This window comes from Paenibacillus sp. W4I10, assembly GCF_030816325.1.
In the GTDB taxonomy this organism is placed as follows: Bacteria; Bacillota; Bacilli; order Paenibacillales; family Paenibacillaceae; genus Paenibacillus; species Paenibacillus amylolyticus_B.
The window spans coordinates 5609362-5634325 of sequence record NZ_JAUSXX010000001.1 but is presented as its reverse complement, the minus strand read 5'-3'; the positions used below and the strand labels follow the sequence as shown (position 1 = coordinate 5634325).

The 24964-nt window shown below is 47.8% G+C and carries 21 protein-coding genes and 1 pseudogene; 8 read left to right on the top strand and 14 right to left on the bottom strand.

What is annotated here, in order from left to right:
* From QF049_RS25370 to QF049_RS25360, 3 genes are all read right to left on the bottom strand, one after another.
* A complete protein-coding gene (locus tag QF049_RS25370; RefSeq protein WP_307543419.1) occupies positions 1 to 1212 on the bottom strand; it encodes a nitric oxide synthase oxygenase in 1212 nt (403 codons plus the stop codon).
* Between the two features lie 127 nt (positions 1213 to 1339).
* Complete coding sequence (locus tag QF049_RS25365; RefSeq protein WP_307541537.1) at positions 1340 to 1819, bottom strand: Dps family protein; 480 nt, start codon at positions 1817 to 1819, stop codon at positions 1340 to 1342.
* 378 nt (positions 1820 to 2197) lie between these two features.
* Positions 2198 to 2935, bottom strand: coding sequence for an HAD family hydrolase (locus tag QF049_RS25360; protein WP_307541534.1), 738 nt, complete (start codon positions 2933 to 2935; stop codon positions 2198 to 2200).
* Positions 2936 to 3221: 286 nt separating this feature from the next.
* On the opposite strand from QF049_RS25360, the gene QF049_RS25355 reads away from it, so the two are divergent.
* Both QF049_RS25355 and QF049_RS25350 read left to right on the top strand, forming a co-directional pair.
* Positions 3222 to 3485 (top strand): hypothetical protein, encoded by a 264-nt coding sequence (locus QF049_RS25355; protein WP_307541532.1) that lies wholly within the window; start codon positions 3222 to 3224, stop codon positions 3483 to 3485.
* Between the two features lie 162 nt (positions 3486 to 3647).
* A complete protein-coding gene (locus QF049_RS25350) occupies positions 3648 to 4079 on the top strand; it encodes an SMI1/KNR4 family protein (RefSeq protein WP_307541530.1) in 432 nt (143 codons plus the stop codon).
* A gap of 179 nt (positions 4080 to 4258) precedes the next feature.
* On the opposite strand, the gene QF049_RS25345 is transcribed toward QF049_RS25350, so the two are convergent.
* The 7 genes from QF049_RS25345 to QF049_RS25315 all read right to left on the bottom strand — a co-directional run bounded on the left by QF049_RS25345 (position 4259) and on the right by QF049_RS25315 (position 11960).
* On the bottom strand, positions 4259 to 5998 hold the full coding sequence (locus QF049_RS25345; protein ID WP_307541529.1) for an adenine deaminase C-terminal domain-containing protein: 1740 nt from the start codon (positions 5996 to 5998) through the stop codon (positions 4259 to 4261).
* 174 nt (positions 5999 to 6172) lie between these two features.
* A complete protein-coding gene (locus tag QF049_RS25340) occupies positions 6173 to 7231 on the bottom strand; it encodes an ABC transporter ATP-binding protein (RefSeq protein WP_307541527.1) in 1059 nt (352 codons plus the stop codon).
* An 18-nt stretch (positions 7232 to 7249) separates the two neighbouring features.
* Positions 7250 to 8041, bottom strand: coding sequence for an ABC transporter permease (locus tag QF049_RS25335; RefSeq protein WP_307541525.1), 792 nt, complete (start codon positions 8039 to 8041; stop codon positions 7250 to 7252).
* A 4-nt stretch (positions 8042 to 8045) separates the two neighbouring features.
* Positions 8046 to 8867: an ABC transporter permease gene (locus QF049_RS25330; protein ID WP_036612869.1), complete on the bottom strand. Its 822-nt coding sequence runs from the start codon at positions 8865 to 8867 to the stop codon at positions 8046 to 8048.
* A gap of 220 nt (positions 8868 to 9087) precedes the next feature.
* Complete coding sequence (locus QF049_RS25325; RefSeq protein ID WP_307541523.1) at positions 9088 to 10026, bottom strand: nucleoside hydrolase; 939 nt, start codon at positions 10024 to 10026, stop codon at positions 9088 to 9090.
* Positions 10027 to 10294: 268 nt separating this feature from the next.
* Positions 10295 to 11365 carry an ABC transporter substrate-binding protein gene (locus QF049_RS25320; protein ID WP_307543417.1) on the bottom strand — a complete coding sequence of 357 codons (1071 nt, stop codon included), beginning with the start codon at positions 11363 to 11365 and terminating at the stop codon, positions 10295 to 10297.
* A 250-nt stretch (positions 11366 to 11615) separates the two neighbouring features.
* Positions 11616 to 11960 (bottom strand): Na-translocating system protein MpsC family protein, encoded by a 345-nt coding sequence (locus QF049_RS25315; protein WP_017691786.1) that lies wholly within the window; start codon positions 11958 to 11960, stop codon positions 11616 to 11618.
* 374 nt (positions 11961 to 12334) lie between these two features.
* Here QF049_RS25315 and QF049_RS25310 point away from each other — a divergent pair, with 374 nt between their 5' ends.
* The 3 genes from QF049_RS25310 to QF049_RS25300 all read left to right on the top strand — a co-directional run bounded on the left by QF049_RS25310 (position 12335) and on the right by QF049_RS25300 (position 16308).
* On the top strand, positions 12335 to 13252 hold the full coding sequence (locus QF049_RS25310; RefSeq protein ID WP_307541521.1) for a zinc ribbon domain-containing protein: 918 nt from the start codon (positions 12335 to 12337) through the stop codon (positions 13250 to 13252).
* Positions 13253 to 13585: 333 nt separating this feature from the next.
* Entirely contained in the window at positions 13586 to 14317 is a 732-nt protein-coding gene (locus tag QF049_RS25305) for a DUF3105 domain-containing protein (protein WP_307541519.1), read from the top strand.
* 272 nt (positions 14318 to 14589) lie between these two features.
* Positions 14590 to 16308: a methyl-accepting chemotaxis protein gene (locus tag QF049_RS25300; RefSeq protein ID WP_307541517.1), complete on the top strand. Its 1719-nt coding sequence runs from the start codon at positions 14590 to 14592 to the stop codon at positions 16306 to 16308.
* A gap of 239 nt (positions 16309 to 16547) precedes the next feature.
* On the opposite strand, the pseudogene QF049_RS25295 reads toward QF049_RS25300, so the two are convergent.
* Positions 16548 to 17503: pseudogene (locus tag QF049_RS25295) on the bottom strand (nucleoside hydrolase).
* Between the two features lie 270 nt (positions 17504 to 17773).
* On the bottom strand, positions 17774 to 20005 hold the full coding sequence (locus tag QF049_RS25290; RefSeq protein ID WP_307541515.1) for an MMPL family transporter: 2232 nt from the start codon (positions 20003 to 20005) through the stop codon (positions 17774 to 17776).
* Between the two features lie 177 nt (positions 20006 to 20182).
* Here QF049_RS25290 and QF049_RS25285 point away from each other — a divergent pair, with 177 nt between their 5' ends.
* Positions 20183 to 20809, top strand: a complete 627-nt coding sequence (locus QF049_RS25285) for a TetR/AcrR family transcriptional regulator (protein WP_307541513.1) — start codon at positions 20183 to 20185, stop codon at positions 20807 to 20809.
* Here the strand turns inward: QF049_RS25285 and pdxR are convergent.
* Positions 20806 to 22275, bottom strand: a complete 1470-nt coding sequence (gene pdxR, locus QF049_RS25280; RefSeq protein WP_307541511.1) for a MocR-like pyridoxine biosynthesis transcription factor PdxR — start codon at positions 22273 to 22275, stop codon at positions 20806 to 20808. The genes QF049_RS25285 and pdxR overlap by 4 nt on opposite strands.
* Positions 22276 to 22435: 160 nt before the next feature.
* On the opposite strand from pdxR, the gene QF049_RS25275 reads away from it, so the two are divergent.
* Positions 22436 to 23026: a GNAT family N-acetyltransferase gene (locus QF049_RS25275; protein WP_307541510.1), complete on the top strand. Its 591-nt coding sequence runs from the start codon at positions 22436 to 22438 to the stop codon at positions 23024 to 23026.
* Positions 23027 to 23065: 39 nt separating this feature from the next.
* Here QF049_RS25275 and QF049_RS25270 read toward each other — a convergent pair whose 3' ends face one another.
* On the bottom strand, positions 23066 to 23962 hold the full coding sequence (locus QF049_RS25270; protein ID WP_307541508.1) for a diacylglycerol/lipid kinase family protein: 897 nt from the start codon (positions 23960 to 23962) through the stop codon (positions 23066 to 23068).
* Positions 23963 to 24278: 316 nt separating this feature from the next.
* Here QF049_RS25270 and QF049_RS25265 point away from each other — a divergent pair, with 316 nt between their 5' ends.
* The gene (locus QF049_RS25265; protein WP_307541506.1) at positions 24279 to 24872 is read left to right on the top strand and encodes a hypothetical protein; all 594 of its coding nucleotides are present in this window, start codon (positions 24279 to 24281) and stop codon (positions 24870 to 24872) included.
* Positions 24873 to 24964 lie beyond the last annotated feature (92 nt).

Here is a 24964-nt window from a genome sequence, read left to right as displayed (position 1 = left end):
TCAATGTGCAAACGGGCATTTCATCGATGCATCCCCGGCCTGTGGCTGGGGACGCTCTACCTGTGCATTCTGCTGCTCGCTGCTTCGCGGCTCTGCAGCAGATGCCACGCCATCTTTCAGGGTATACGCCTGATCCTGATGGAAAAAGTTCGGCTTCACGATCTCATTACGATAAGAGCTGTGGAAAATATGCGTTGTCGCCGGAGATACCGGCGGAATCAGCCACACCCAATCTCCGGTCAGCTCACGTCCAGCCTTCTCTTCCCGCTGTTCAAACATAGCAAATTGCGCTGCCGCCGTGTGGTGATCCACAATGCTCACGCCTGATTTTTTGAACGAATGCAGCACAGCCACGTTCAGCTCCACTAACGCACGGTCCTTCCACAATGTCGTTTCACTCGACGTATTCAACCCAAATGCTGCCGCCACCACAGGCAACTTGTTATACCGGAACGTGTCCGCCAGATTACGGGCGCCAATCTCAGTACCCATATACCAACCATTAAACGGCGCTGCCGGGTAGGATATACCACCAATCTCCAGTCGCATATCGGCGATCATCGGCACACCATACCAACGCATACCCAGCTCACCAATCTCCTTCTGCTCCGGGTGTTCAATCATCACTTCCACAATCTCTTCTGCGGGTACAACATACCATTCCGGAGCTTGTCCTTGCGCCTGAATAATGAGCGGTAACACATCATAAGGGCTACCTGCCCCTTGCCAGCCAAGTGACATCGCCGCCTTGGTCAGTTCCACCGAAGCAGGGTCTCCAATAATGCCTTGCTCTGTCTCATATCCCGCATAACGAATGAGCTGATGATTCCAGAGCCGTATCGGAGTTCCTTCCGGTCCATCCGGTGGAAGGATCGTAATCATCGGAATGACCTTGCCTCCGTTGGATGCCAAATGAATATGATTCAGCACAGCATCCGCTGCCGTTCCTGCCGTATCGGCATGACGGGCATCCACGATCCGCAATTTATCCCAGAACAGCCGCCCGATGCAGCGGTTGCTGTTCCGCCATGCCATTTTGCAACCTTGCTCCAATTCTTCTGTGGTATGCACATAGGTACCCGTTACTTCGATCTCGCCCATAACGGCAACAAGCCGGGCCTGCGCGTCTTCACGCGAATGGCCCAGCTCTTCATAACATGTATATATAAACCGTTCAGCTTCTTCCTGCATTTGTTCCAGGTCTGACCGCATCATTCATTCCACCATTCTGTACATCATGAATGCCATCATTATACGGCAAGCGCACCGGTTTTGTAAGCGAACGGACACTTTGTTCACGGACTCTACATATCGTTGTCAGGATGTAGAGTGACTTTGCTTATTTGCCCAGAAATGCGTTTAACATCCAGACCTCTTTATCCAGGGCAGCGGTGAATCCAATCAGCATATCTTCCGTTGCGTTATCCTCTGCTTCTCCCGCTTCGTGAATGCCTTGATGAATCACTTCCACCATCGTACGCAGATCAGCAACCACCGACTCTACCATACGCTCAGCAGACAACTGTCCTTGTGCCTCTTCAATCGGAGACAGACGCAGCTGTTCACCCATCGTAGCCACTGGACGTCCACCAATAGCAAGCAAACGTTCTGCAACTTCATCCATATTTGCCGTAGTCAAGTTGTACAGCTCTTCGAATTTGGCATGTAGTGTGAAGAAATGAGGCCCTTGGACATACCAGTGGAAGTTATGCAGTTTCGTGTACAGTACGGACCAACCTGCGATCTGACGGTTCAGGACCTCTTGAAGTGCTGTGGCGTTGTTAGCAAAAGTGTTGTTTCTAGTTTGGATTGTGCTCATGGAATTTATCCCCTCTCGAATATAAAAATAGAATTTGAATGATTGTAATGGACTACTTTGATTCGTTTATTTTAATTTAGACTTAATCTAAATCTTGTTTTAATTATAACACCGCATATACGGTTTGGGAAGGGTTTTGCCCTGTCTTGTACATGAAGATTCCATGAAGCTGAGCTTCATCCTATATCATTATAAAAAGGGGAGTTACACTGGCCACATGGCTGATTAATGAGGGTGTGTAGTACTGCCTGCACCAGGCTTTTTATTTATACCTTTAATTACGCTCACATACTGCGAATATTCTCACAGTGCAAATAACGCAAAAACAGCCCCTCATCTCCGCGGATGATAGGACTGCATGAACCCACCTGTACAATTTTATTGCTTAACAAACTCAAAAGTCAGAATACGACTGATCTCCTCATAGCTCGATGCTACAAAATGAGGTTGATGATCGGACTCCGGCAGCGCCTCCCGATGGTTAAACCAGATGACTGTCCAGCCTGCATCCACTGCACCTACCACATCATTACGCCACGAGTCTCCGATGTAATAGCTGGAACGGGCATCTGTCCCGGACTGCTGACTCACATATTCAAACAACCTGCGATCCGGTTTCGCATAACCTGTCGTACCGGAGATGAAGATCAGATGCTCATCCACGAAACTGAGCACATCCAGTGCTTCAAGCTTGCGTCGCTGATGCTCTCCTTCTCCGTTGGTGATTAAACCGACGGTATGACCTTCTTCCTGAAGCCTTCTGATTAACTCATACGCTCCTTCAAAAGGCACAATCTCGAACTGTCTGCTCAAATACTGTGCTTGCAGTTCTTCAGCCTGTCCCGAGTGTAGGGGGAGTCCGAACTCTTCCATTGTCAACTCAAACCTCCGACGGCGCATTCGCTCTACTGCATCCGGTTCTGGTACAGCGGACAAATCTTCTTGTGCAGACAGCCAGTCACTATAATAGCGAAAACGGTGATATGCCTCAGCATAAGGAAAATCATCCGGCAGGCCGAGAACGTCCTGCAAAGCGCCACGAAGCGGCTGCAAGTGATCATATAAAGTATCATCCACGTCGAAAAATATGGTTTTAGCATCATTTATTTTATCCATAATGGTTGTCTATCCTCCTGCTTTTGAGTCCAAACATTCTCTTCTTACTATATATGTATTCATTTGTCCCGTCCAAAGGAGGATTTCTGGCTGTGTATTTTCAAAGGGACGATTAAGACTCAAATCAGAATAAGACATTGGGAAGGCAAGTTGTAATTATGTTAAAATTAGGATTAATAACGTCAGAGGTGATGCTTATGTTCAATCCAAAAGTCTTCTTCTATTAGTTGTGTCTAAGGCCATGGCTCTCGAAGCCAAAATCTAACCCGGCACAACGGGGATGAAGATGTTTCCACACAAAGAGATTCCAATCTGGGAAAATGAACAATGGCTTGAACTGAAAAACAGTAAAAAGTTCATTGATCCAAGAAAAGAGAAACTCAAGGAGATTCGTAAAGGAATCAAGAGTGTCCATTATAACAAAGAAATTAAAACAGCTCGAAAACACGATTATCGTCAGTATAGAACCAAAATGAAACGACTTATATACCATGAGAGGTATGATCTCCTGCACAATTATAAACGTACGGGTGGTTGGCTTACTTGGTAAGCTAGATTTAGAAATGGTAGTCTGCATAACTCTCCCTATTGTTATTTGGTAGCCAGTTATAGGGCAAGCTATGGGGGGCTACCTTCTTTTCATTGAACCATAAGAAGAGATATTTCATACGAAGTATATGATTACATTGTATAATGCCGGGAGGACGCCTTCATGTGGAAAGAATATTTCAGGGGAATTTCAGAAGAGTATGCATTCAGTTCTCCTGCATCTGGAGATGAAATTGCAAAGGTTGAGAGCTTGTTCCATGTCACTCTGCCTCAAGAACTAAAGGAAATACTGCTGGAAACCAATGGGGTAAGAGCCATTTATGATTTAGGATTAATCTGGTCAGTAGATCGAATCAAGAATGAAAACAAACACTATCGTGATGACCACTTTCAAGAGTATTATATGCCATTTGATAACCTGATTTTCTTCGGGGAAAGTGGCATTGGTGATTTATTCGCGTTTCCAGTGACGGGAGAAGGAATCTGCAGAGTTGACGTATTTGTGTGGAATCATGAGAATGATAGCCGAAAGTGGGTTGCACCGTCGGTGTCCAAATATGTGGAGTGGTCATTACAAGGGAAGATTAAAATCTAGTTTAAGTTTCTCTTGTAAGATTCAGTGTATAGAAAGATTATTCGAATCCTTTTTTTGAACAATAAGACCCCGTCACACCACTTTCCATGGCGAAACGGGGTATAGGTCTTCTTATACTACATTTTAATCCACTATCAAACATTTAATTCAAGGCACATCACAGAATGTGTGTATTCTAATTAGATTACTAACGATACAACCTTACCTGCATTCACATCAATCAGACCGTGATCCGTAATCTTCAGCGCGGGACTTACTGCAAGGGAATGAGTACTGATCGACATGATCGGGTTGTAATGTACATATCCAAGAGACAACATGGCTGCCCTCAGCTCCTTCACTTGATGGGACACCACTGCCAGTGGTTCTTCCGTCAAAATGCCACCTACGGGAAGTTCCAGATGGGACAGCACCTTGCCGTCTTCCACCACACAGAAGCCGCCTTGGCTCGAAATTACCGTGTTAGCTGCCAATATCATATCTTCACGATTACGTCCCACAACCAACAGGTTGTGATTGTCGTGTGAGTATGTCGTTGCAATGGCCCCGCGTTTGATGGTGTCTCCACCGATCAGACCATGTGCACGATTGCCGTTCACGCCATAACGTTCAAAGGTCGCGATCTGTGCATATCCGCTGTCTTCCCACTGCAATTCGCCATCCGAAGACTGAACCGGTGCAATATGCTCTTCCACAAAAGTAGAACCATCCTTGACCATCATGACACGGCATTGGTGCTCACCTTCACTAGCGAGATCAACCCCTGATCCACTGACTTTTGGGTCTGACAACTGAATTGCAAAATCAGCTATGCCCAGCTTCTCCAACTGTACACTCTTATAGAAGTGAGGTGGGAACTGTCCTGTGCTCCGTTCCTGCTTATACGGTTCGTAATCGTCATAAGCTTTGCGGCCTTTTTTATACACCTGATCAATCGACAGTTTCCCCAGGTTGGACAGTAACACGTAATCCGCCACTTTGCCTGGTGCGATGCTGCCACGGTCAGTCATTTTCATACGGAGTGCAGGGGTAGATGTTGCTGCGTAGATCGCATCTTCCGGACGCATGCCCATCTGAATTGCCTTACGTACGATATGATCCAGATGACCACGCTCCACCAGTGAATCCGGCATCACATCATCCGTAACAAAGCAGAAATGCTGCGCCACATCATGTTGAATCAGGTACTCCATGACTTCCGGTGTCATCGATTTCTCCTGAATTTCAATAAACATACCTGCCGCAATCCGCGCCTGTAATCCCTCAATGCTCTGATGGGTATGATCGGAATCAATACCTGCATAGATCAGTCGGTGCAGATCGAGTCCAAGCAGTTTCGGTGTGTGACCTTCGATCACAAGATCCGGATAGTTTTTGCGGATATGCTGTAAAATCTGGTTTGTCTTACACTCCGGATCACGGATGACATCGACATAGTTCATGATCTCGCCCAGACAGATCATCTCGCCAGTGGCGAGCAACACGTCCATATCTTCGATTTCAATCGAACCGCCTGTTGTCTCCATCGGGGTTGCCGGAACGGAGCTTGGGATCGCATAGAACATGTCGACCGTCGTCTCCCGACTCGCAGCCATCATCTCCTGCACACCCTCCAGCCCAAATACATTCGCCATCTCATGCGGTTCCGCTACAATGGATGTTACCCCGCAGCCAATCAGACCATGAGAAAAGGTTTCCGGTGTCACCATCGTACTTTCGATATGCAGATGGATATCAATCAAGCCAGGAATCATGTATCTTCCCCGCGCATCAATGACTTCGTCTGCCTGAATCATCCCAGGTCCACCGGGTCCAACATACAGGAATCTGCCGTCGAGTACAGCAACGTTGTTCATTTCAAACCGTTTATAATAACTGTTATACACATGTACATTCACAATTAGTTGATCTGCACGCATGGGGCATAATCTCCTTCTTCACAAACATTTCACCACGATCCGGACTGGGCAATGAACCTGTACTTTAATCAGATATTCTGTACTTGATTGCGTACCACTGCCTCGTCCGGAATCATCGCATGAAATGCTTTCTTTACTGCTCTTATTTCTTAATACTGTTCCTTACATTCATGACTACTCCACCAGTACAAGCTTGTCCTGTGGGAAGATCAGGCTAACACGCTGACCACTAAGGTATGGTGTTTCCATCTCCTGATTTGCTGTAAAGTCACCCAGCTCCGTCTCAATTACATACTGATAACTGCGTCCCAGATACGTGCTGACCTTGATAATGCCCGGCAAAGCATTCACCACATCCGCAGAGGTATCTCCACTAACGATCAGATCATCCGGGCGAATTGCACCTTTACGTGCACCGGATCGTGCTGTTCCGGGATGCGCGGTTGCTGTAAACGTGCGTCCACCTGCGGTCAGTGTGATCACTTCACCTGCATCCGTACGCTCAGCGAATTCAATGAAATTATGGAAACCGATGAATCGTGCTACAAACTCCGTGGCCGGATATTTGAAAATCGTTTCCGGGCGGTCGAGCTGCTCGACCACACCTTTGTTCATAATCGCTACCTGATCCGAGATCGAGAAACATTCTTCCTGGTCATGAGAGACATACAACGTTGTAATGCCCAGCTCTTGCTGAATCCGGCGAATCTCCACCCGCATGTTGAGGCGCAAGTTGGCATCCAGGTTACTGAGTGGTTCGTCGAACAAGAGCAGGTCAGGTTCAATGACCAATGCACGAGCAATTGCTACACGCTGACGCTGTCCACCGGACAGTTCTTGTGGAAAACGTTTCTCAAATCCATTCAGGTTAACGACTTCCAGAATTCGCATCACACGGGAAGAGATATCCTTGTCTTTCACCTTGCGCATCCGTAGGCCAAAGGCCACGTTGTCATAGACAGACAGATGCGGGAATAACGCATAACTCTGAAATACAAATCCGAAGTTCCGCTTGTTCGCCGGAACCTTCGTATAATCCTTGCCGCCGAACATAAACTTGCCCTGTGATGCTTCCAGAAATCCGGCGATGAGGCGCAGCGTAGTTGTTTTGCCGCAACCGCTCGGTCCGAGCAGGGAGAGCAGTTTACCTTTTTCCAGCTCCAACTGAAAATCCTTCAGGATTGTCTGCTTATCGTATGCCACGGATACGTGGTCTAATGTCAGCAATGCCATAGCGTTCTGCGCCTCCAATTAACGTTTAGTAAAGTATGAAAATCCGCCCATGATCCGTTCGATCACGAACATTAAGAGTCCGGTCAGTACCATCAATAGCATGGAAATCGCTGCAATCGTTGGGTCAAAGTAGTTCTCCACATACGTCAGCATCTGAATTGGCAATGTACTTACCCCTGGTCCGGTCATGAACACCGAGATGTCCACGTTGTTGAACGACTCCAGGAAGGCAATCAGCACTGCCGCGATAATTCCTGATCGGATGTTGGGAAGCACGATCGTGAAGAACGTTCTTACCCGTCCCGCACCAAGACTCAGCGCTGCTTCTTCCACGGCGAAGTCAAAGCTCGACAGACTCGACGCGATAACCCGAATGATGAATGGAAGCATGATAATCGTATGACCAATCAACAATCCGAGATACATCGGCAGATGGTAGATTACGATCAGGTATTTCATCAATGTAAAACCAAGCACGATTCCCGGGATCAGTACCGGGGAAAGGAACAGTGCGTTCAGCACGGACTTGCCTTTGAAATCGTAACGACTAAGCGCATAAGCAGCCGGAACTCCGAGTACCAGTGCCAACAGGTTCCCCAGCAGGGAAATGATGATGGACGTCTGGAATGTGCGGAGGAAACCGCCTGTGTTGAAAATATTCTCATACCAGCGGAAGGAGAACCCTTCCGGTGGAAATTTGAGTACCGTTCCCGGTTCAAACGAAGTGACCGATATGATCAGAAGCGGGCCCAGCAGAAAGATAAAGACCAGCAGACTGAACAGGCCCAGCCCGATATGTTTCTCCCGCATATGTCTACCCCTTCGGATTTAAAGTTTTGGCCATTTTGTTCATGACACCGACCACGACAAATGTAATTACAATCATAATCGCGGCAACAACCGAGGCCAGATACCAGTCGTTGAGGGTCATGGCGTTCTGATACAGGAACGTAGCAATCACGCGCTGCTTGCCTCCAAGGAGGGCAGGTGTGGTATACGCCGTCAGGCTTCCGACAAAGACAAGCACGGCTCCGATCACAAGTCCTGGCACAGCCAGCGGGAACACAACCCGGCGGAATGCCGTAATGCGCGATGCGCCCAGACTTTGTGCCGCTTTGAGCAGATCACCGTCAATATTCTCGAGCACACCCACCAGAGAGATAATCATCAGTGGCAGGAACAAATGCGTCAGACCGATCATCATCGCTGCCGGCGTGTACAAAATGTCCAGCGGCTTGTCCACGATACCCAGACCAACAAGGGTGTTATTAATCAGCCCTTTTCGTCCAAGAATGATCATCCAGCTAAACGAGCGCACCACCGGACTCGTCAGCAGCGGGAAGATCGCCAGTGCCAGCAAAATGCCTTTGCGGCGTGGCGCTTTCTGCGAAATATAATAAGCTGTCGGGAATCCGAGCACCACACAGACGATAGTGGTGACCACGCTGACTTGCAGCGTCGTAAGCAATATTTTCAAAAAGTATGGGTCTCTGAAAAAATGCATGTATCCTTCAAACGTGAAGGAGTTTTCTTGGAAAAACGTCGACCCGATCGTCAGGACAATCGGAATGATCATAAATGCCGCCAAAAACACGAATCCCGGCAGCAATAGCCAGTAGATTACTGATTTTTTCATCGCGATACTCCTGACTTGTAAAATGGTTTTATTCACACGTTAAAAGCACAACTTTACACTAGCTCACTCCGTGCCAGAAGAATCTTTCGATCGCTGTTATCCCCAGATTTTTTGATCCTTATTGAAAAGGTTAAATCCGGAGATAAAGGCGAACGCTTCGCTTCTCCAGCTTTCTTCTGTCACTACGTTATTGTGTAAAACATGAATTTAACTATCATAGCTACGCGTTTAACGCGTTGATAAACAGTTCAAGGAAGCTTTCCGCGTCTACGGTTTCGCAGACGAGGGTGTTGGGCTGCTCGCCCAAACGGTTTTGGAAGTCACATACCATCTGGCCATCGCACAGGCGGCTGGCGGTTTCGACATCCACGTAATACGATTTGCGTCCTACCAGTTCAGGGGCAAGGGCTACGCCCACGGCTAGTGGATCATGTAAAGCGCAAGCGCGGACGCCGTTCATTTGTTCGTAACGGTTGATATAAATCTCTGTGCTTTGAGCAACGTACGCGCGCAGTGCAGGATCAGTGAGACGCTCAATCGTTGCTTCATTCAGCAATGTTTGACGCGTTACATCCAATCCGACTTGGGTAAGCTTCTCGATGCCTGCATGCAGTACAATGCGTGCGGCCTCTGGATCAGCGTATGTGTTGTACTCGGCGGTCGGTGTAATATTGCCATGTCCGCGAACAACACCACCCATGAAGATGACTTCCTTCAATAAAGAAGGCAATTCAGGACATTTCATCAGCGCGAGGGCCAAGTTCGTTAATGGTGCGGTCATGATTAATGTCAGTTCGCCCGGATACTGCTTGGCTTGTTCCACGATAAAGTCTGGCGCAAAACCTTCCTCGGCTTTCTTGGACACGGCCGGATCAGGCAGCGCACCGCCCAATCCATCCTGTCCATGTACCCGGTGTTCATAATGAGACTTGCGAGTGAGCGGTCCAGCTGCTCCGGCAATGACCGGAATTTCAGGTGCACCCGCGAGTTCAAGAATTTTGCACGTATTCTCTGTTGCCTGCTGGAGTGATACGTTCCCACAGACTGTGGTGATGCCGAGGATGTTCAGCTTCCGGCTTTTGACGGCCAGCAAAATCGCCAGTGCATCGTCAATCCCCGTGTCCACGTCTAGAATGATGCGATTTTGCGCTTCACTCATCCGTTCTCAACTCCTATACGGTAATTGGTTGCTTGCTGCAAATGATAAGTTGAACTAAAGAATATTTACACTTACCACTCCGATGACAGAATAACCTTCCGATCGCTGTTATCCCCAGATTTTTTTGAATCCCTTCTTCAAAGGGAAAATCCGGGGATAAAGGCGAACGCTTCGCTTCTTCACGTTATTTCTGCCCTCTCCGTTCTCGTGTAAAAAGTTTAGTTAAACTATATAGATCAAAGATAACTATTTAGTCGGTTACTTGTTTTTATTGTGCAATCTCGCGGTTCCAGCGATCTGTCCAGCCTTTAACCTGTTGATTCACAAATTCCATATCCAGCTTGTTCAGCTTCTCAACAACTTCTGCGCCATATGTTACGCCTTCTGCTTCTTCAGCAGTCAGTTCAATCTTGGTGTTCACTGGAGAATCGACTTTGGCTTTAGCAGATTTCGCTTGTACATCTTGACTGAGCTGCCAGTTGATGAACTCTTCAGCGAGCTCTTTGTTTTTGCTGCCCTTCACGATATTGATCGTGTTCATCACGGCATATGCACCTTCGCTAGGTGTAACAAACTTTGCATTAGGCACGGCTGCTTTCAGATCTTTGAAATACATTTCCATGATCGGTCCGCCCGCAATTTCTTCTTGGGAGAACATGTTCACGAACTCGGAAGTTTGGCTGTAGAATTTCACCACATTGCCACTCAGTTTTTTCAGTTCAGCAAATGCCGCATCTTCATTAAACGTATCGTTTCCGGCTACACGGGAAGCTGCATCCACAACCATTGGGCCTGCCGTTGCCGTAATATTCGGGATGGTCAGGTTACCCTCGAACGCCGGGTCCCACAGGTCACTCCATGATGTCACTTCTTTGGATACGAGATCCGGGTTATAAGCGATACCGAGCTGTCCAACCGTGTAGGCCGGGCCATAATCTTCACCAAGTGGTGCTTTGGCAATATCATAAATGTCATTTACATTTGGAATTTTGGAGCGGTCGATTTTCTCAAACAGACCTTCATCGATACCCTGTTGTGCATAATAGTCAGACAGGTAGATAACATCGACATTTGATGTACCTTGACGAATTTTATTCAGACGTTCAGCGTTATTGCCGACTTCGAGCACGATGTCTACATTATGTTCTTTTTCGAATGGACCAAATACTTCTTCATTAAAGAAATCTTCGGAGAAGCCCCAAGTGGAGATAACCAATTTGTTAGCTGCGGTTCCTCCACTGCCTGATCCGCCTGTTGCATCATCCGTGCTGCTGCCACAACCTGCAAGTAATACTGATGTCATTGCCACTGCTGCCAAACCGCTAATCCACTTTTTCATCATGATCCTGATTCCCCCTGATATATGTGATGTGTATGAAAAAACAAAAAGAAAAGCATTCTTGTATAAACAAGAACACTTTTCTTCGTAAACAAAGGAAAGCGACACCCGCTGCCGGTACATCATCGGTTTCTGCTTCAGAATCAATCCAAAGACAGACGCCATCATATGAAATTGTACGGAACCTGATCATGAATCCGGGCCATAACCTCCGTATACATCAACAAGAATCAATCCTGCCGATCCATCCTTAGGCTTGTTCCAGAATCACATTCGTGATTGCCCACTGAGTGGACGCATCATAATCCCGCAATATAGCTTCAATTGGCAAACCCATGTGCTGCTCGAGCTTCTCCCGGAATTTCTTCTTATATAAGACAGACATGCGGAAGTCCACTTCCAGCTTTAAGCCGGGGGCCTCCCCTTCCAGGGCGTCAGAGCGCGGTGAACGTCGGTGCTTCGCGTAGAAGGTCACAATGTTCTGGTCAATGGTCACTCTCAGGAGAGTGGTGCCAAATCCGAACAGTTCCTTCGATATTTCGTTATAATACTGGCACATCTTCTTCTTGCTCTCATTGCTGTCCAGTAGTTCCATGAACTCACCCACATCTCTTACTACCGTACATTCGACGTGTTAACACGATTGATTATACATAAATCTTCTGAAATGAGCAACCCAAAAGATATACTTAACATGTAAATCACACACAGAAGCGAACGATGAGACATTTGCCTCCAAAAACAATTCGTCTTAAACCACAGTAAATTTACATTAATATGCCTGCATGTCAGTCCTATACTATTGTTACTTCTACACTCCGTTTTAATACACCGTATTCGAGGCTTTGTTTCTACTTTCCCTAAATGGGTACTAATTCCTGCGAAACATAGACAAACTTCGTCAACAACCGTTAAAATGAGACACAATGTTGACATGTTTTTATTTTCTAGAAATTGGAGGCTTATACCATGCAATGTCCAGTATGTAATCATGAAAATGGAGATGCCCAGTTTTGCGAGAGGTGCGGAACTAATCTAACGCAAACAACCTCATCACCAACTCCTGTACCGAACCCGGAATCTGCTGCTGCTTCCGAACCCGAATATACCCGTTGGTCCAGCACGCAGGCTACCTCTTCCCAAGCATCCGCTCCATCCAACACACCATCCGTCTCCATTCACAAGGAACAGGCGAGAGAATCAACTGGTACTAGTGACCATGCTTCTGCAGGAGACAATAGCTCCAATCAGTGGAATAATATTGTGCAGAATGAGAAAGTTCAGCAAGCCAAAGAAGTAAGCAAACAGTATCTATCCTATTTCCTCAGTGTATTGGCCCGTCCTTATCAGATGATGAAAACCGTTGGCGACCAGCATTCACTAAACGGATGGCTAACGATGGCGCTAATTGCAGTTCTATCTTCTACATACTTCTTAATTACCTTTAGTCGCATAGGCATGGATGGCTTGTTCATTGGTGGATTTATCCGGCCGCTATTGTTCACCGTCATTATCCTGATTGCCTCTATTGCACTGATGTACGCTATTCTGAAGATTGAAAAAATAACCTTCCGTCCCAAAACACTGGTTGCCCAGTTCGGTACATTGCTTGTTCCTGCTGTAGTATCCCTTGTTCTGGCGAATCTGTTTATTATCATCTCGTATTCCATCGCGATTGCCTTGCTTGTGGTCTCGTATATCATCATATTTGTCGCTCTGAACTCGGTGCTATTCCAGTATCCACTGAATCGTACCAAAGCAGCCATCGACAGTATGTACAGCGTACTGATCGCCAATGTGGTTGTATTCTTTATTCTGTATCGATTGTTGGGTGAGATTATTATTGGACTGATCCGGCTGATGCTTTCGCCGTTTGGCCGTCTGTAAACTATATCCGTTGGAATAAAGCTATTTACACTTGTTACTTCGATGACAGAACAACCTTCCGATCGCTGTTATCCCATTAGATTTGTACTAGGCGCTCCCTGCTCACGTGGGGAGCGCCTTTTTTTGTTTTCCAAGGCAGCATTGCACTGTGCATGTATCATACACTATAATGTGTAGTGCAACAGGTATGTTCTTATTGACGTAACAAACCAATCCAGCAACTCCCGTTACGTAATAAGAGGATTCATCTTTGCCATTAACACTACATCACGTAGTGTTATGTTCACTCATTTTACAAAGAAAGCAGAGGAACTCTCTATGGACATGACTCATATGAATCATATGCAAATGGAGCATGAGGCAGGTACATCCTACCTGTGGCTCATCGTAGGTGCAATCGTGTTACTGTTCTCCATCGCCGCCTATATCTGGGCATCACGCACACAGGGAAAAATCCTGGGCCACATGAAAAAGAAAGAACGGGCGGACATCCAGAAAAAAAGTCGATCCCTTCGGCTGGTTGCACATGTAATGATGGCTGTGTCGATTATTACGTTTGGCCTGTTCTTCATGCAAGGAGCAGGTAAAACATATAATGTAGCCGATCTGGAATCCAACGCGACAATCGACGTGACGGACGATAAATACTATGGAGCAGACCATACAGAGGACCCCATTCAGTATGAGATGACAATTCCAACATCGGGGCCGCATAATCCGCATGATATCAAGTTTGGATTTTACACCGACTTCCCGGGATATAATTACCTGGTACACAATCTGGAGCACGGGGATATCATCATCTATTATCGGGAGAACACAAGCGAGGATTTGAAGGAACATCTGAAATACCTCGCTAAATTCCGCGAAGCCAGAGCAGGTATTCTGGCTGTACCAAACAAGGATATTCCCGAAGGCAGTGAAGTCGTGGTGACCGCATGGACCAAAACGATGAAACTCGACCAATTCGACGATGCCAAAGTGGGTACTTTTATCAATAAATATATTAATCAGGGACCTGAAAAGATTCCTGCCTCTGTTCGCCAGGGCGGCGGAACAATGTAATGACTTAATCCCTCAGTCATAGGAAGTCCCTCTAAGGAGTAACAATGAGGTTTCTTCCAATGATGGTCATGGTCAATATAGGATTGAAACGTAATTAGCTCCCGGATCAAATTGACTCGGGGGCTAATTCTTTATAGACCAGATGCCGATATTTCAAGTAGAAAACGGTATATTTGATATACAATACATACGAACCAAAGAAGAACGACAAACACCAAGTAAAGAGACAAAGAGACGATTGATTCAACAGATCAAGGGGGAACACTTTACCAATGAACAGTTTGTTTATGAGGATCTTTTTATTTTTTTCCTGTCTGATGCTGGCCGCGGGTGCGGTTCTTGGCATTACCATGTACCGTTCATCGGCCCAACTGGTCGAGCAATCCATGGGGATGCAGGCACAGGCTGTGGCTGAACGGGCAGCTGCATTAATTGACACCTCTTTATATGCACCACTCAGTACCGGACAGGACGAGACAGCGTATTACAGCACATTGCGTGAGCAGCTTAGTCAGCTGCGCGAGGCCAATGGACTCAAGTATCTGTACACCCTTGGTACACGTGAAGAAAATGGAACCAATACATACTTCTATGTTGTGGATGGGGCTGCTGCGGATGTAGCAAAGGATGACTTCTCCCCTTACGGCTCCGCAGAAGAGACCCATTATGAAGGAATGCTGCAAGCTTTTGAACAGAATGAACCTATTCGGGGTGAACTCACACAGGATGAATATGGCGCTACCATTACAGCGTATGTGCCAATCCATGGGGCTGACGGGAAAGTACTGGGGCTGGTCGGTGCGGATCTGGACTCCACTGCGGTCTATGAACTGATGTCCCGCAACCGTATGACCATGATCTGGACAGCCTTGGCTATTGTTCTGCTGAGTGTCTTGTTGGTGTATGGATTCGCCCATTACTTGACCCGACCATTGGTGAAGTTGAAGAAGTTAATTACCCAGGTAGGAAAAGGCGACCTGACCGTCAACGTTGAACTTAATCGCAAGGACGAGGTGGGACAGCTCGCTTCCGAGTTCAAACATCTGGTTACAGGTACCCGTGATGTCATGACGGGCATCCGTCAAAGCTCCGATTCTCTGCTACAGGCTGCAGAAGGTGTATCGAAACATTCACAGGCGACTGCAGAAGCCAGTCAGCGTATTGCCGAGCATACTAATCATACGGCCAGTGGAGCTGCCGAACAGGTGGCACGAGCAGGCGAAGTCACAGTAGCCATGGAAGAGATTACACGCAGCATGCAGCATATTGCGAATTCTTCTTCTATGGTCGCGGATGTCTCGCAGGAAACGACCAATAACGCGGTGCAAGGTCAAGCCAACATCAACACGGCGATTGACAGCATGGACAAAATTCATCAAGCAAATGTGCAGATGGTGGCCTCCACCTCTCAGCTGGAGCAGTACTCAGGTAAAATTGAGTCGGTGGCACATCTGATGAAAGGCATCGCTTCACAGACCAATCTGCTGGCACTTAATGCAAGTATTGAAGCGGCTCGGGCAGGAGAGTATGGCAGCGGGTTTGCGGTGGTTGCCTCAGAGGTTCGCAAGCTTGCGGGGGAATCAGAGCAATCGTCCCAGCATGTAACCGAACTGATCGCCGAGATGACACGCCAGACTGCCCTGTTGTCAGAACATATGTCTGCCAGCACATCAGCAGTCCAATCCGGTCTCGCTGTTTTTCAGGAGGCAGGCCGTTCATTCACATCCATTCATACCGGGATTGAGACGATGAATGAACGTCTGCACGAAGTATCCGCAGCATCCGAGCAGCTGTCTGCCAGTGCAGAAGAAGTATCCGCTTCTGTGGAGGATATGGAACATATCTCACGCGAATCCTCTTCGAGCATACAGAAGGTGTCTCATGCTACCGGAAGCCAACTGCAATCCATGGATGAGATGAGTGCATCCGCTGAATCTCTGCGGGTATTGTCCAGTGAGTTGAACGGATTGATTGGTCGATTTAAAATATAGCGCGCAGCTTAGATTGCTATATAGATCGGCTATATAGTTGGACTAAATAATATTCACACTTGCCACTTCGATGACAGAACAACCTTCCGCTCGCTGTTATCAATCTATATAAATCAGCCCAAAACAAAAAGCCGCACGGCAGGGACGGGATCATGGGGTTCAACCCCATACCCAGACCACTGCCTGCGGCTTTATTTTTGTTGTACCTTTAATGTTGGCAAGCCCTGAGGCTGCCTGAATTAGTAGCGCTGCGGAGCAGCTTTTTTACCCAAATCCGTCATGTACGTAAAGAACGCTTCCGGATCGGTATCATACACCAGTTGTACTGGACGTCCGTCTGCTTGCTCCACCGTGCGGCCCTGGCTAGGACCATCGGGGATAACAATACAGTTTACGGTTTTCTTCTTCACGATGTCCTCGCGTCCAACGGAAGCCGTTGTCAGCACATCCCACAGATAGTATGTGGAATTTGTCTCACTGTACACCAGTGGCGGACAACCTGCGTAACAGTTACCCAGGAAATCAACGCCTTCGAAGCGACGCTCTGCTGCCCAGCGGTTACGAACGGCTCTGGAGTCAGAGGTACTTTGTTCGTGCTTTCCAGTGCAACCAGATCGATCTGGATACCACTTTGCCATACACGGTAAGCCGCTTCCGGGTCCCAGAATACGTTCCACTCTGCTGTACCGTCATGCTCAGGCTCTTCTACGTTACCACGCTCGAATGTACCACCCATCCATACCAGCTTTTCGATTTTCTCTTCAATGTCTGGTGCTTCGTCCAGTGCACGCGCAAGGTCAGTCAGTGGGCCTGTGAACAGGAGCAACGTTTTGCCTTCGGTATTGCGCACTTTCTCGATTAGATGCTGGTGTGCAGGAACTGCAGAAAGTGGTGCTTCCATTTTGCCGGACTCGTTCAGTACAGGAAGTGCATCTACATAGAAGGAATGCAGTCTCCACGCCGCAGGAAATGGATTTTTCCCTCTGGAGTTGGATTTGGATACCTCTACGGAATATGTACCGAAACGATCGATAATTTTGCGGCTGGCATCTGTTGCTGGCTCCAGATATCCGTCTGCCGGAATAACCGAAACGCCGGTTACATGTACATTGTCCATTTGCAGAAGCATGAACAGCGATACGAGGTCATCCACGCCGCCGTCATGGTTAAAATACACATTAAGTTGGTTCGTCATGCTTGCTTTCATCCTTCCCCTGGTTGTCCCATTGATGTTGATCATCCGTCTGCCCAAGGCCGACGCTCTCTCTATTATGTCCCATAACCCTTGGCTACGTAAACCTTCCCCATGCAAAGAAGACAAGGATCACGCCTCGTCCTGCGGATATTTTACAGTTCCACCATTCCATCTCAGGAGGACAACTGGTAGAGGTCATTTATCGTTCGGAAAATAAAAAAATGGACAGCTGGCTTGAAGCCCCGCCGTCCATCTCGCCCAATCCATGTATTACATGGACTGGTTCTGTTTCTCCTCATTCTTCTCTGCAATCGGCACATACTTGCCTGGCCAGAAGGCCCATTTGCCCAGCAATGCGGTGATCGCCGGTACCATGAACGGACGAACCAGGAAGGTATCCAACATCACACCAACAGCTGTGATAATACCAAACTGCACCAACACCTGAATTGGTAATGTAGCAAGTACCGCAAACGTTCCTGCCAAGATCAGACCTGCAGATGTAATAACAGAGCTTGTCTCGCCAACACCTTCTCTGATCGCTTGACGAAGTGGCATCGTTTTGCGTTTCTGCCAGATGCTAGAGATCATGAAGATGTTGTAGTCTTCACCCAGTGCCACGAGGAATACGAAGGAATACAGCGGAATCGCTCCCTGAATGGCATCTGCGCCAAGTCCGTAGTGAATGATGATCCAACCCAGACCCAGTGCAGAGAAATACGACAGAACAACCGTTGCAATCAGATATGCCGTAGCTACAACTGAACGCAGGTATAATAGTAATAACAATGTAATCATGCCGATGACCACTGGAATAATGATCTTGGCATCCCGTTCTCCGGTCACTTCAATGTCATACTGTTCAGCCGTCTGACCATCGATCCAGACCTGACTGTCTACATTGCTTACTCCAGCATCTTGAAGCGCCTTTTCCGCAGTAGCCCGCAGATCCGGAATATGCTGCATTGCCTCCATGGAATATGGATTCAGATTGAATTCCACATCAAAGGCGGTAATGTTGGCATTCTCGGCACCCTGCTGAGCATCGCCTACTTTGCTAATGTAATCCAGCGATTCGAGACGTTGCTTCAGATCAGTTTCTTTGCCTTCGGCATCAACGATCACTTTGACTGGAGCCAGCTCACCTTGGGAGAATTGTTCGCCGATGACGGTGAAACCTTCGCGGGAAGGCACATCCTCCGGGAAGGAAGACAACAGATCATACGTGAATTTAACCTGAGTAGAGAATGCCGCCAGTCCTCCCAGCAATACCAACGTAATTGCAAGAACGGTCCATGGCTTCGTTACTACAACACGGCCAATCCAGCTTTCCTTCACTTTGCGCGGGGCAGGAGCCGGTTTGCCTTTTTTCTTCGCACGTTCCACTTCCATCTCATGTGTACGTGGTACGAATGGATAGAATGAACCACGACCGAAGATCGCCAAGAGCGCTGGAACCAGCGTCAGACTTGCAATAAACATAATAAAGATGGACAGACTGAATGGTACGGCAAAGCGATGATATGCACCGTATTCAGCCAGCAACAGCACGAGCAGTGCTGCAACGACCGTGAATCCACTCATGGCAATGGCGCCAGATGATCCGGTAATTGCCTGGAAGATGGCTTTCTTTTTGTCCGGCTCATGATAGAGAATCTGGCGGTATCTGGAGATCATGAACAGACAGTAATCCGTTCCTGCTCCAAATAACAACACGGTCATGATCGAGATCGACTGTGCATCCACCGTGATCCAACCTTGATCTGCCATGAATCCGAGAATGGGGCTTGTCACCATATACGCGAATCCAACCGCAATAATCGGGATAATCGCCAGTACTGGCGAGCGGTAGATCAATAACAGCAGCACTAATACCAGTACAACTGTAGCGATAAGCAAGGATACATCGGCGGAGGAGAATAGCCCGCTCGCATCAATGGATATTCCTACAGGCCCTGTTACACGGGCAATCAGTGTATTGGTATCATCTATGGCTACATCGAACGGGTTTGCCCCGAAGATGTCTTGTGTTTTTTGCTCAAGTGCTTCAATAGCTGCCTTCAATTGTTCCGAATCGGCACCTTCATTGAAGAAAAGTGGCATAACCAAGGTACTTCCGTCTTCCGAAAGCTGGCCTTTCAATGCCTGTGGTGGTAATTGATAGAGTGGCACAACGGACTGCTGTTGTTCTACCGGATCTTGATCCAGTCGCTCCGTTAATGCCTGAATGTTCTGAATCTGCTCATCCGTCAGACCGCCGGCTTGACGCCATACGATCAGCGCGGGCAATCCTTCACCGCCAGGGAATTCCTTCTCGGCAAGTGCTGCTGCCTGAACCGATGGTTTGGATTCACTCAGATCCTGTGCGTTATTGGTTTCACGATCACCTACAGCAGGCCATACCATGCCAAGCACAACGGCGATAATGATCCATACCAACAGCGTAATCCATTTGCTTCGTTTGCCGGCAACCCAGCGGCCGTAACCCGAACCTTCCTGCATTGTCTCTTCATCTCCCTATTCTGTTTCTATGAAGCCCTAATATATATGATGGTGTAGTAATGAACCACGGGTCATAGTATAATCGAGTTAATTATATATACCGGAAGGTTAATTTTGCAATGCCTAATTTGTGAACTTCCTAAACTAGCGATTAAATACGTAAAGAGGTCAGTGATTATGAACAAAAAAACAAACATTCCCCGGTCACCGGGCAGACCAAAAACGGGCGTCGATCAAGCATCTGTCCAAACCAACATATTGATGACAGCTTCACGTCTGTTTATGGAATATGGGTATGAACCCGTCTCTCTCCAGCAGATTGCTTCACTATGCAATGTAACCAAAGCATCGATCTATTATCACTTCACCAGCAAAGCCGATCTGTTCACCGTTGCCATTACCCGCATAATGACGATGAGCATGCAGCAGACTTCACTCCGCCTGGATGAACCTGGCACACTACAAGAGCGGCTGATCAAGGTTGCGCAAGCGAAGATGCAGCACTCCCATATTGAGACGGAGAGCATGATGCGAGAAGCCGAGAAACATCTGAATACGGAGCAACTCAGCCAGATTCGAGAAGCTGAGGTTCAGATCTTCGAAGTGCTTGCGACCCACTTCAAGCAGGAGATGGACAATGGTTATTTGCGTGTTGCCAGTCCCATGCTGCTTGCCCATGCATTTACGTCACTGCTCATGCTCGCGAACCGCGAAGATGTGCGCAACATGAATGGCGGCAGCATTGAGGAACTTGCACGGGAACTTGTTGCCCTGTTTCTGGATGGAGCGGTTAAGCGGAACTAAAGATCGCCCCAGATTTGGGCCAATGCGGCAATACCCGGGTCAATGCGTTCCGGCTCTATTCCGGCAAAACCGATAATGAACTCTCTTTTGCCGTCTGCTGGTACGCTCCCGTTCGCCCACAAATATTCCGTTGAACTGATTTGTATCCCTGCCTCTATCGCTATGGTTACCAATTCTGTGGGTGACTGTTTGGCCGCCATTCGCAATACCAGATGGAATCCAGAATGTTGACCCCTTATTTCAACCCGATCTCCAAAATGCAGCTGGATGGCCTGAACGATCAGGTCATGCTTTCGTTTGTAGACATTACGCATTTTACGAATATGTTTGCCCAGTTCCCCTTCACGCATGAACATCTCCAATGTTCGCTGATGGAGCCGTGAAGCTGATTGTTCGAATAGGATGGACTTGTACATTTCACGAAAATCATCCATTAATTCTCTGGGAAGTACCATGTAATGGATACAAAGAGCAGGTGCGAGGACCTGTGAGAACCCACCCATGTAGATCACGCGGCTTCCTTCACGCAGCCCCTGCATGGAAGGGATTGGTCTTCCATGATACCGGAACTCCCCATCGTAATCATCCTCGATGATATATGCCTTTGTTCGTTCCGCCCAATCCAGCAACGCCAATCTGCGATTGATCGGCATGGTCATACCTAGTGGAAATTGGTGAGAGGGCGACACACCCGCCAATTTCACCTCGGCCTGTTCCAGCTCCCTCAAGTTTATGCCATCAGGGTCCAGAGAGATCGGGACAACCTGATAACCATAATTGCGGAATGTGCCAGGTAACAGCCGGTATCCAGGATTCTCTACACCGATGGAATGCGTTGATTCTCCCTTGTGAAGCAAGGTCTGTGCTAATAGGGACATTAGCAGATGCTGTTCAGCACCCACAACAATCTGCTCTGGAGAACAGCTGACTCCCCTGAACTGCGCAAGATAGACAGCAATTTCACATCTTAGTCCCCATTCTCCCTGGGGGTCTCCATAGAACAATAACTCCCCTGCTTCTTCCCGCCAGATTCGATTAACATATTGGTGCCACTTGGCAATTGGAAACAGGCTGAAATCATTGCGTGACATATGAAAATCATATTGAACTGCTCGGGCAGGGCGTATTGCCTGATGATCTGACCACGTCGTTCTGGCCACGGGAGCTTGTCCGGCTGTCTGTTTATCTGTTTGCCCAATCTGCATGGCAAGATCGCTGTCCACCATGGCACGAACACGATAGCCACGACGTGGCTGACTGTATATATATCCTTCGGCGATCAATTGTTGATAGGCCCACTCCACAGGAGTGGTGCTTATCCCAAGCATCTCGGCAAGCTTTCGCACTGAAGGCAGTCGGCTATGCTCAGCCCAATCCCCGTGAATGATTTCCCTTTTGATATGATCCGAGAGCTGTACATAGATTGGCGCACTATCGTTCTCGTCCAGCTTCGGTAATTTAATCATAATGTTGCACCTCATCTGTCCTGTAAAATTAATTAAAACTGTATATTTGGAAGTATACAGTATTGGGATATACTCATGTCATCATCAATATGTAACGCCGACTTTAAGAGGCAGGGCGATCTCAATCTGTCCAGCCTTGAACCCATAGGAGGAACAACTTATGTCACATTCAAAACCTTCCCCACGCATACCCCGTCTGCTGGAAACGTCGCGCATATACCTGCGTCCTTTCGAGATTACAGATGTGGATGCTTATTTTCCTGGACTGTTTGACGCCGAGATGCGCAGGCTGACAGGAACACAGAACAGTTTCACACGCGCTCAGGTTGAACGTTATGTTGAGAGCGCTGCACAAGATGACACCAGACTCATGCTACTTATTGCTTTACAGGAAAATGACCAGATCATCGGAGATGTCGTCCTGATGGACATGCATGCCAAGAATCGCAGTGCACATATTCGGGTTGCCATCGATCGGGCGGAGCATCAAGGAAAAGGTTACGGTACCGAGGCGTTACTGCTTATGCTGGACTACGGCTTTGGCATCTGTAACTTGCATCGAATCGAGCTTGAGGTGTACGCCTTCAACGAGCGAGCCATTCGCACGTATGAGAAACTCGGATTCCAGCGCGAGGGTGTGAAGCGGGATGTCTTGTTCTACAATCATCAATACCATGATGCCATACAGATGAGCATGCTGGAGGCTGAGTTTAGACAACGTCATACGAAAGATCAGGTAGGGAATGTTTAAGTTTTCGATCAGCCAAAATCAAACCAAAAAACCGGGGATTTAATAACCCTCCCCGGTTAGAAACTTCAGATGACCCGTCAGCACCGAAAGCTCGGCGGGTGTCTTCATATACAATTCGCCGTCCGTGTCAGCTGACATCGGCGCATCGGTCTTCACTTTTAGCGTAGATGCCTTGAAGTATGAAATGCTCTCACTCTGAGGTTGCCAATCTCCCTCCGGCTTGTGCGACAGAACCTCTCGCAGCAGCGGAATGCCTGTCTCATGAATAATGAGCACGTCCAGTTCGCCATCCTGCAACGCATCCGGTGCAAAGGGCAGGGCATTCGTTCCCAGAAAACGGCCATTGGCTGCGTAGATCATCACCGCTTCGCCTTCCATCTCTTTCCCATCCGCCTCCAGTTGGTATCGAAACGGCTCTGTATGACTAATTGTCTGTAAGGTGCTGATGAAGTAACTGAGCTTACCCAGCGCGCCTTTCAGATTCTCGTTAATATTCTGCGATGCATCACTGATCAAGCCAATACCGAAAAAGTTCGTGAACACCCGATCATTGGCTCGTCCAACATCAATGGATACTACCCGACCTGCCAGCAATTCTTCTGCCGCAGTCTCTGCATCCGGTGAAATCCCGAGCGAACGCGCAAAGTCATTACACGTGCCTCCAGGCAATATACCAATCAACGGAGGATGTTGCAGATCAGCCAGTCCATTCACGCATTCATGCACCGTGCCATCCCCACCCAGAATAAACACCACATCGAATTGTTCACCGCGCTCACGACACAGCTTCTCTCCTTCACCAGCTTCATCCGTACGCACAATGACGAGTTCATGGACAGCGGGAGCCAGCACACCAGCCACAAGGCCCACTGTACTCTCACGATTGGCCTTGCCCGAATGATGATGATGAATTAACAACGCTTTGTTAAATTCCATCCCTCTTCCTCCATTCCAATGCTTGTTACCCTTTACCCACAAAGGTTGAAGTCGTAAACAAGCCCTTCGCTAAGCACTCATCATGATTCCGAATAGGTTTCCCAATCAGGTATGCATCCTAATCCTCATTCAATTCGTAATAGCTAGATGGCCCGTTTATCCATAATCCAATTCCTTTTTTAACCAGATTTATGCATGAGAATGAGGGTTTCTCCGCACCTTAATGTCATAAGGCTGCAAATTTTGCTGGTGAGAACCCATTCAAATCGAGTCAAAACGGTTATATCTATACCATATACGAATGGAGGGATTCCCTATGATTCCGGCAACGTTGGAACAATTGGAGCAAGTACGCAAGGAATGCCGTACCATGGTTCGCAAAAGAGCTACCGCTTCCGCCGGTACAACACTCGTTCCGCTGCCCGGTACAGACGTACTGGCTGATGTGGGGATGCTGATGCAGTTGCTGCCTGCCATTAACAATAAATTCGGATTATCACAAAAACAGCTGGACGGCATGGACCCCGAGACCAAATCCATGATCTATGGATTCGTCATGTCCATCGGAAGCAAAGTCATCGGTCGTATGATCACCAAGGAATTGGTGGTACAGGTTCTGAAAAGAGTCGGCGTACGCGTAGCCACCAAATCGGTCGCCAAATTTGTCCCCTTTGCAGGACAGGGATTGGCTGCTGCACTCAGCTTCACAGCCATGCGCTATGTTGGTAACAAACATGTGGATGACTGTTATGAGGTTGTGAAACGTATGATTGAGCAGCGCGAATTAATTCCGGGTGAACCGGCTCCGTCTGCGCTGGAGGAAGCTAACAGCGACGACGTAAAAATAGAAGCGAAGTCGGTCTCTAGCAACGACACTGATGAACCTGTGAAGGAGTCTAAGGATCAGTAAATAAACAATCCATATCCTAATGTCAATCCTCTGGATATACGCCAAATAGCCGGGAGCACCCCTAGGGATGCTCTCGGCTATTCTTGTTAGTT

Excerpts from the sequence above, each read along its gene's own strand:
- QF049_RS25270 (WP_307541508.1), bottom strand. The coding sequence starts at position 23,962 with ATGGAATTTAACAAAGCGTTGTTAATTCATCATCATCATTCGGGCAAG.
- QF049_RS25290 (WP_307541515.1), bottom strand. The coding sequence starts at position 20,005 with ATGCAGGAAGGTTCGGGTTACGGCCGCTGGGTTGCCGGCAAACGAAGC.
- pdxR (WP_307541511.1), bottom strand. The coding sequence starts at position 22,275 with ATGATTAAATTACCGAAGCTGGACGAGAACGATAGTGCGCCAATCTAT.
- QF049_RS25265 (WP_307541506.1), top strand. The coding sequence starts at position 24,279 with ATGATTCCGGCAACGTTGGAACAATTGGAGCAAGTACGCAAGGAATGC.
- QF049_RS25330 (WP_036612869.1), bottom strand. The coding sequence starts at position 8,867 with ATGAAAAAATCAGTAATCTACTGGCTATTGCTGCCGGGATTCGTGTTT.
- QF049_RS25350 (WP_307541530.1), top strand. The coding sequence starts at position 3,648 with ATGTGGAAAGAATATTTCAGGGGAATTTCAGAAGAGTATGCATTCAGT.
- QF049_RS25335 (WP_307541525.1), bottom strand. The coding sequence starts at position 8,041 with ATGCGGGAGAAACATATCGGGCTGGGCCTGTTCAGTCTGCTGGTCTTT.
- QF049_RS25345 (WP_307541529.1), bottom strand. The coding sequence starts at position 5,998 with ATGCGTGCAGATCAACTAATTGTGAATGTACATGTGTATAACAGTTAT.
- QF049_RS25325 (WP_307541523.1), bottom strand. The coding sequence starts at position 10,026 with ATGAGTGAAGCGCAAAATCGCATCATTCTAGACGTGGACACGGGGATT.
- QF049_RS25305 (WP_307541519.1), top strand. The coding sequence starts at position 13,586 with ATGAATCATATGCAAATGGAGCATGAGGCAGGTACATCCTACCTGTGG.
- QF049_RS25275 (WP_307541510.1), top strand. The coding sequence starts at position 22,436 with ATGTCACATTCAAAACCTTCCCCACGCATACCCCGTCTGCTGGAAACG.
- QF049_RS25370 (WP_307543419.1), bottom strand. The coding sequence starts at position 1,212 with ATGCGGTCAGACCTGGAACAAATGCAGGAAGAAGCTGAACGGTTTATA.
- QF049_RS25315 (WP_017691786.1), bottom strand. The coding sequence starts at position 11,960 with ATGGAACTACTGGACAGCAATGAGAGCAAGAAGAAGATGTGCCAGTAT.
- QF049_RS25365 (WP_307541537.1), bottom strand. The coding sequence starts at position 1,819 with ATGAGCACAATCCAAACTAGAAACAACACTTTTGCTAACAACGCCACA.
- QF049_RS25340 (WP_307541527.1), bottom strand. The coding sequence starts at position 7,231 with ATGGCATTGCTGACATTAGACCACGTATCCGTGGCATACGATAAGCAG.
- QF049_RS25285 (WP_307541513.1), top strand. The coding sequence starts at position 20,183 with ATGAACAAAAAAACAAACATTCCCCGGTCACCGGGCAGACCAAAAACG.
- QF049_RS25300 (WP_307541517.1), top strand. The coding sequence starts at position 14,590 with ATGAACAGTTTGTTTATGAGGATCTTTTTATTTTTTTCCTGTCTGATG.
- QF049_RS25310 (WP_307541521.1), top strand. The coding sequence starts at position 12,335 with ATGCAATGTCCAGTATGTAATCATGAAAATGGAGATGCCCAGTTTTGC.
- QF049_RS25355 (WP_307541532.1), top strand. The coding sequence starts at position 3,222 with ATGTTTCCACACAAAGAGATTCCAATCTGGGAAAATGAACAATGGCTT.
- QF049_RS25360 (WP_307541534.1), bottom strand. The coding sequence starts at position 2,935 with ATGGATAAAATAAATGATGCTAAAACCATATTTTTCGACGTGGATGAT.
- QF049_RS25320 (WP_307543417.1), bottom strand. The coding sequence starts at position 11,365 with ATGAAAAAGTGGATTAGCGGTTTGGCAGCAGTGGCAATGACATCAGTA.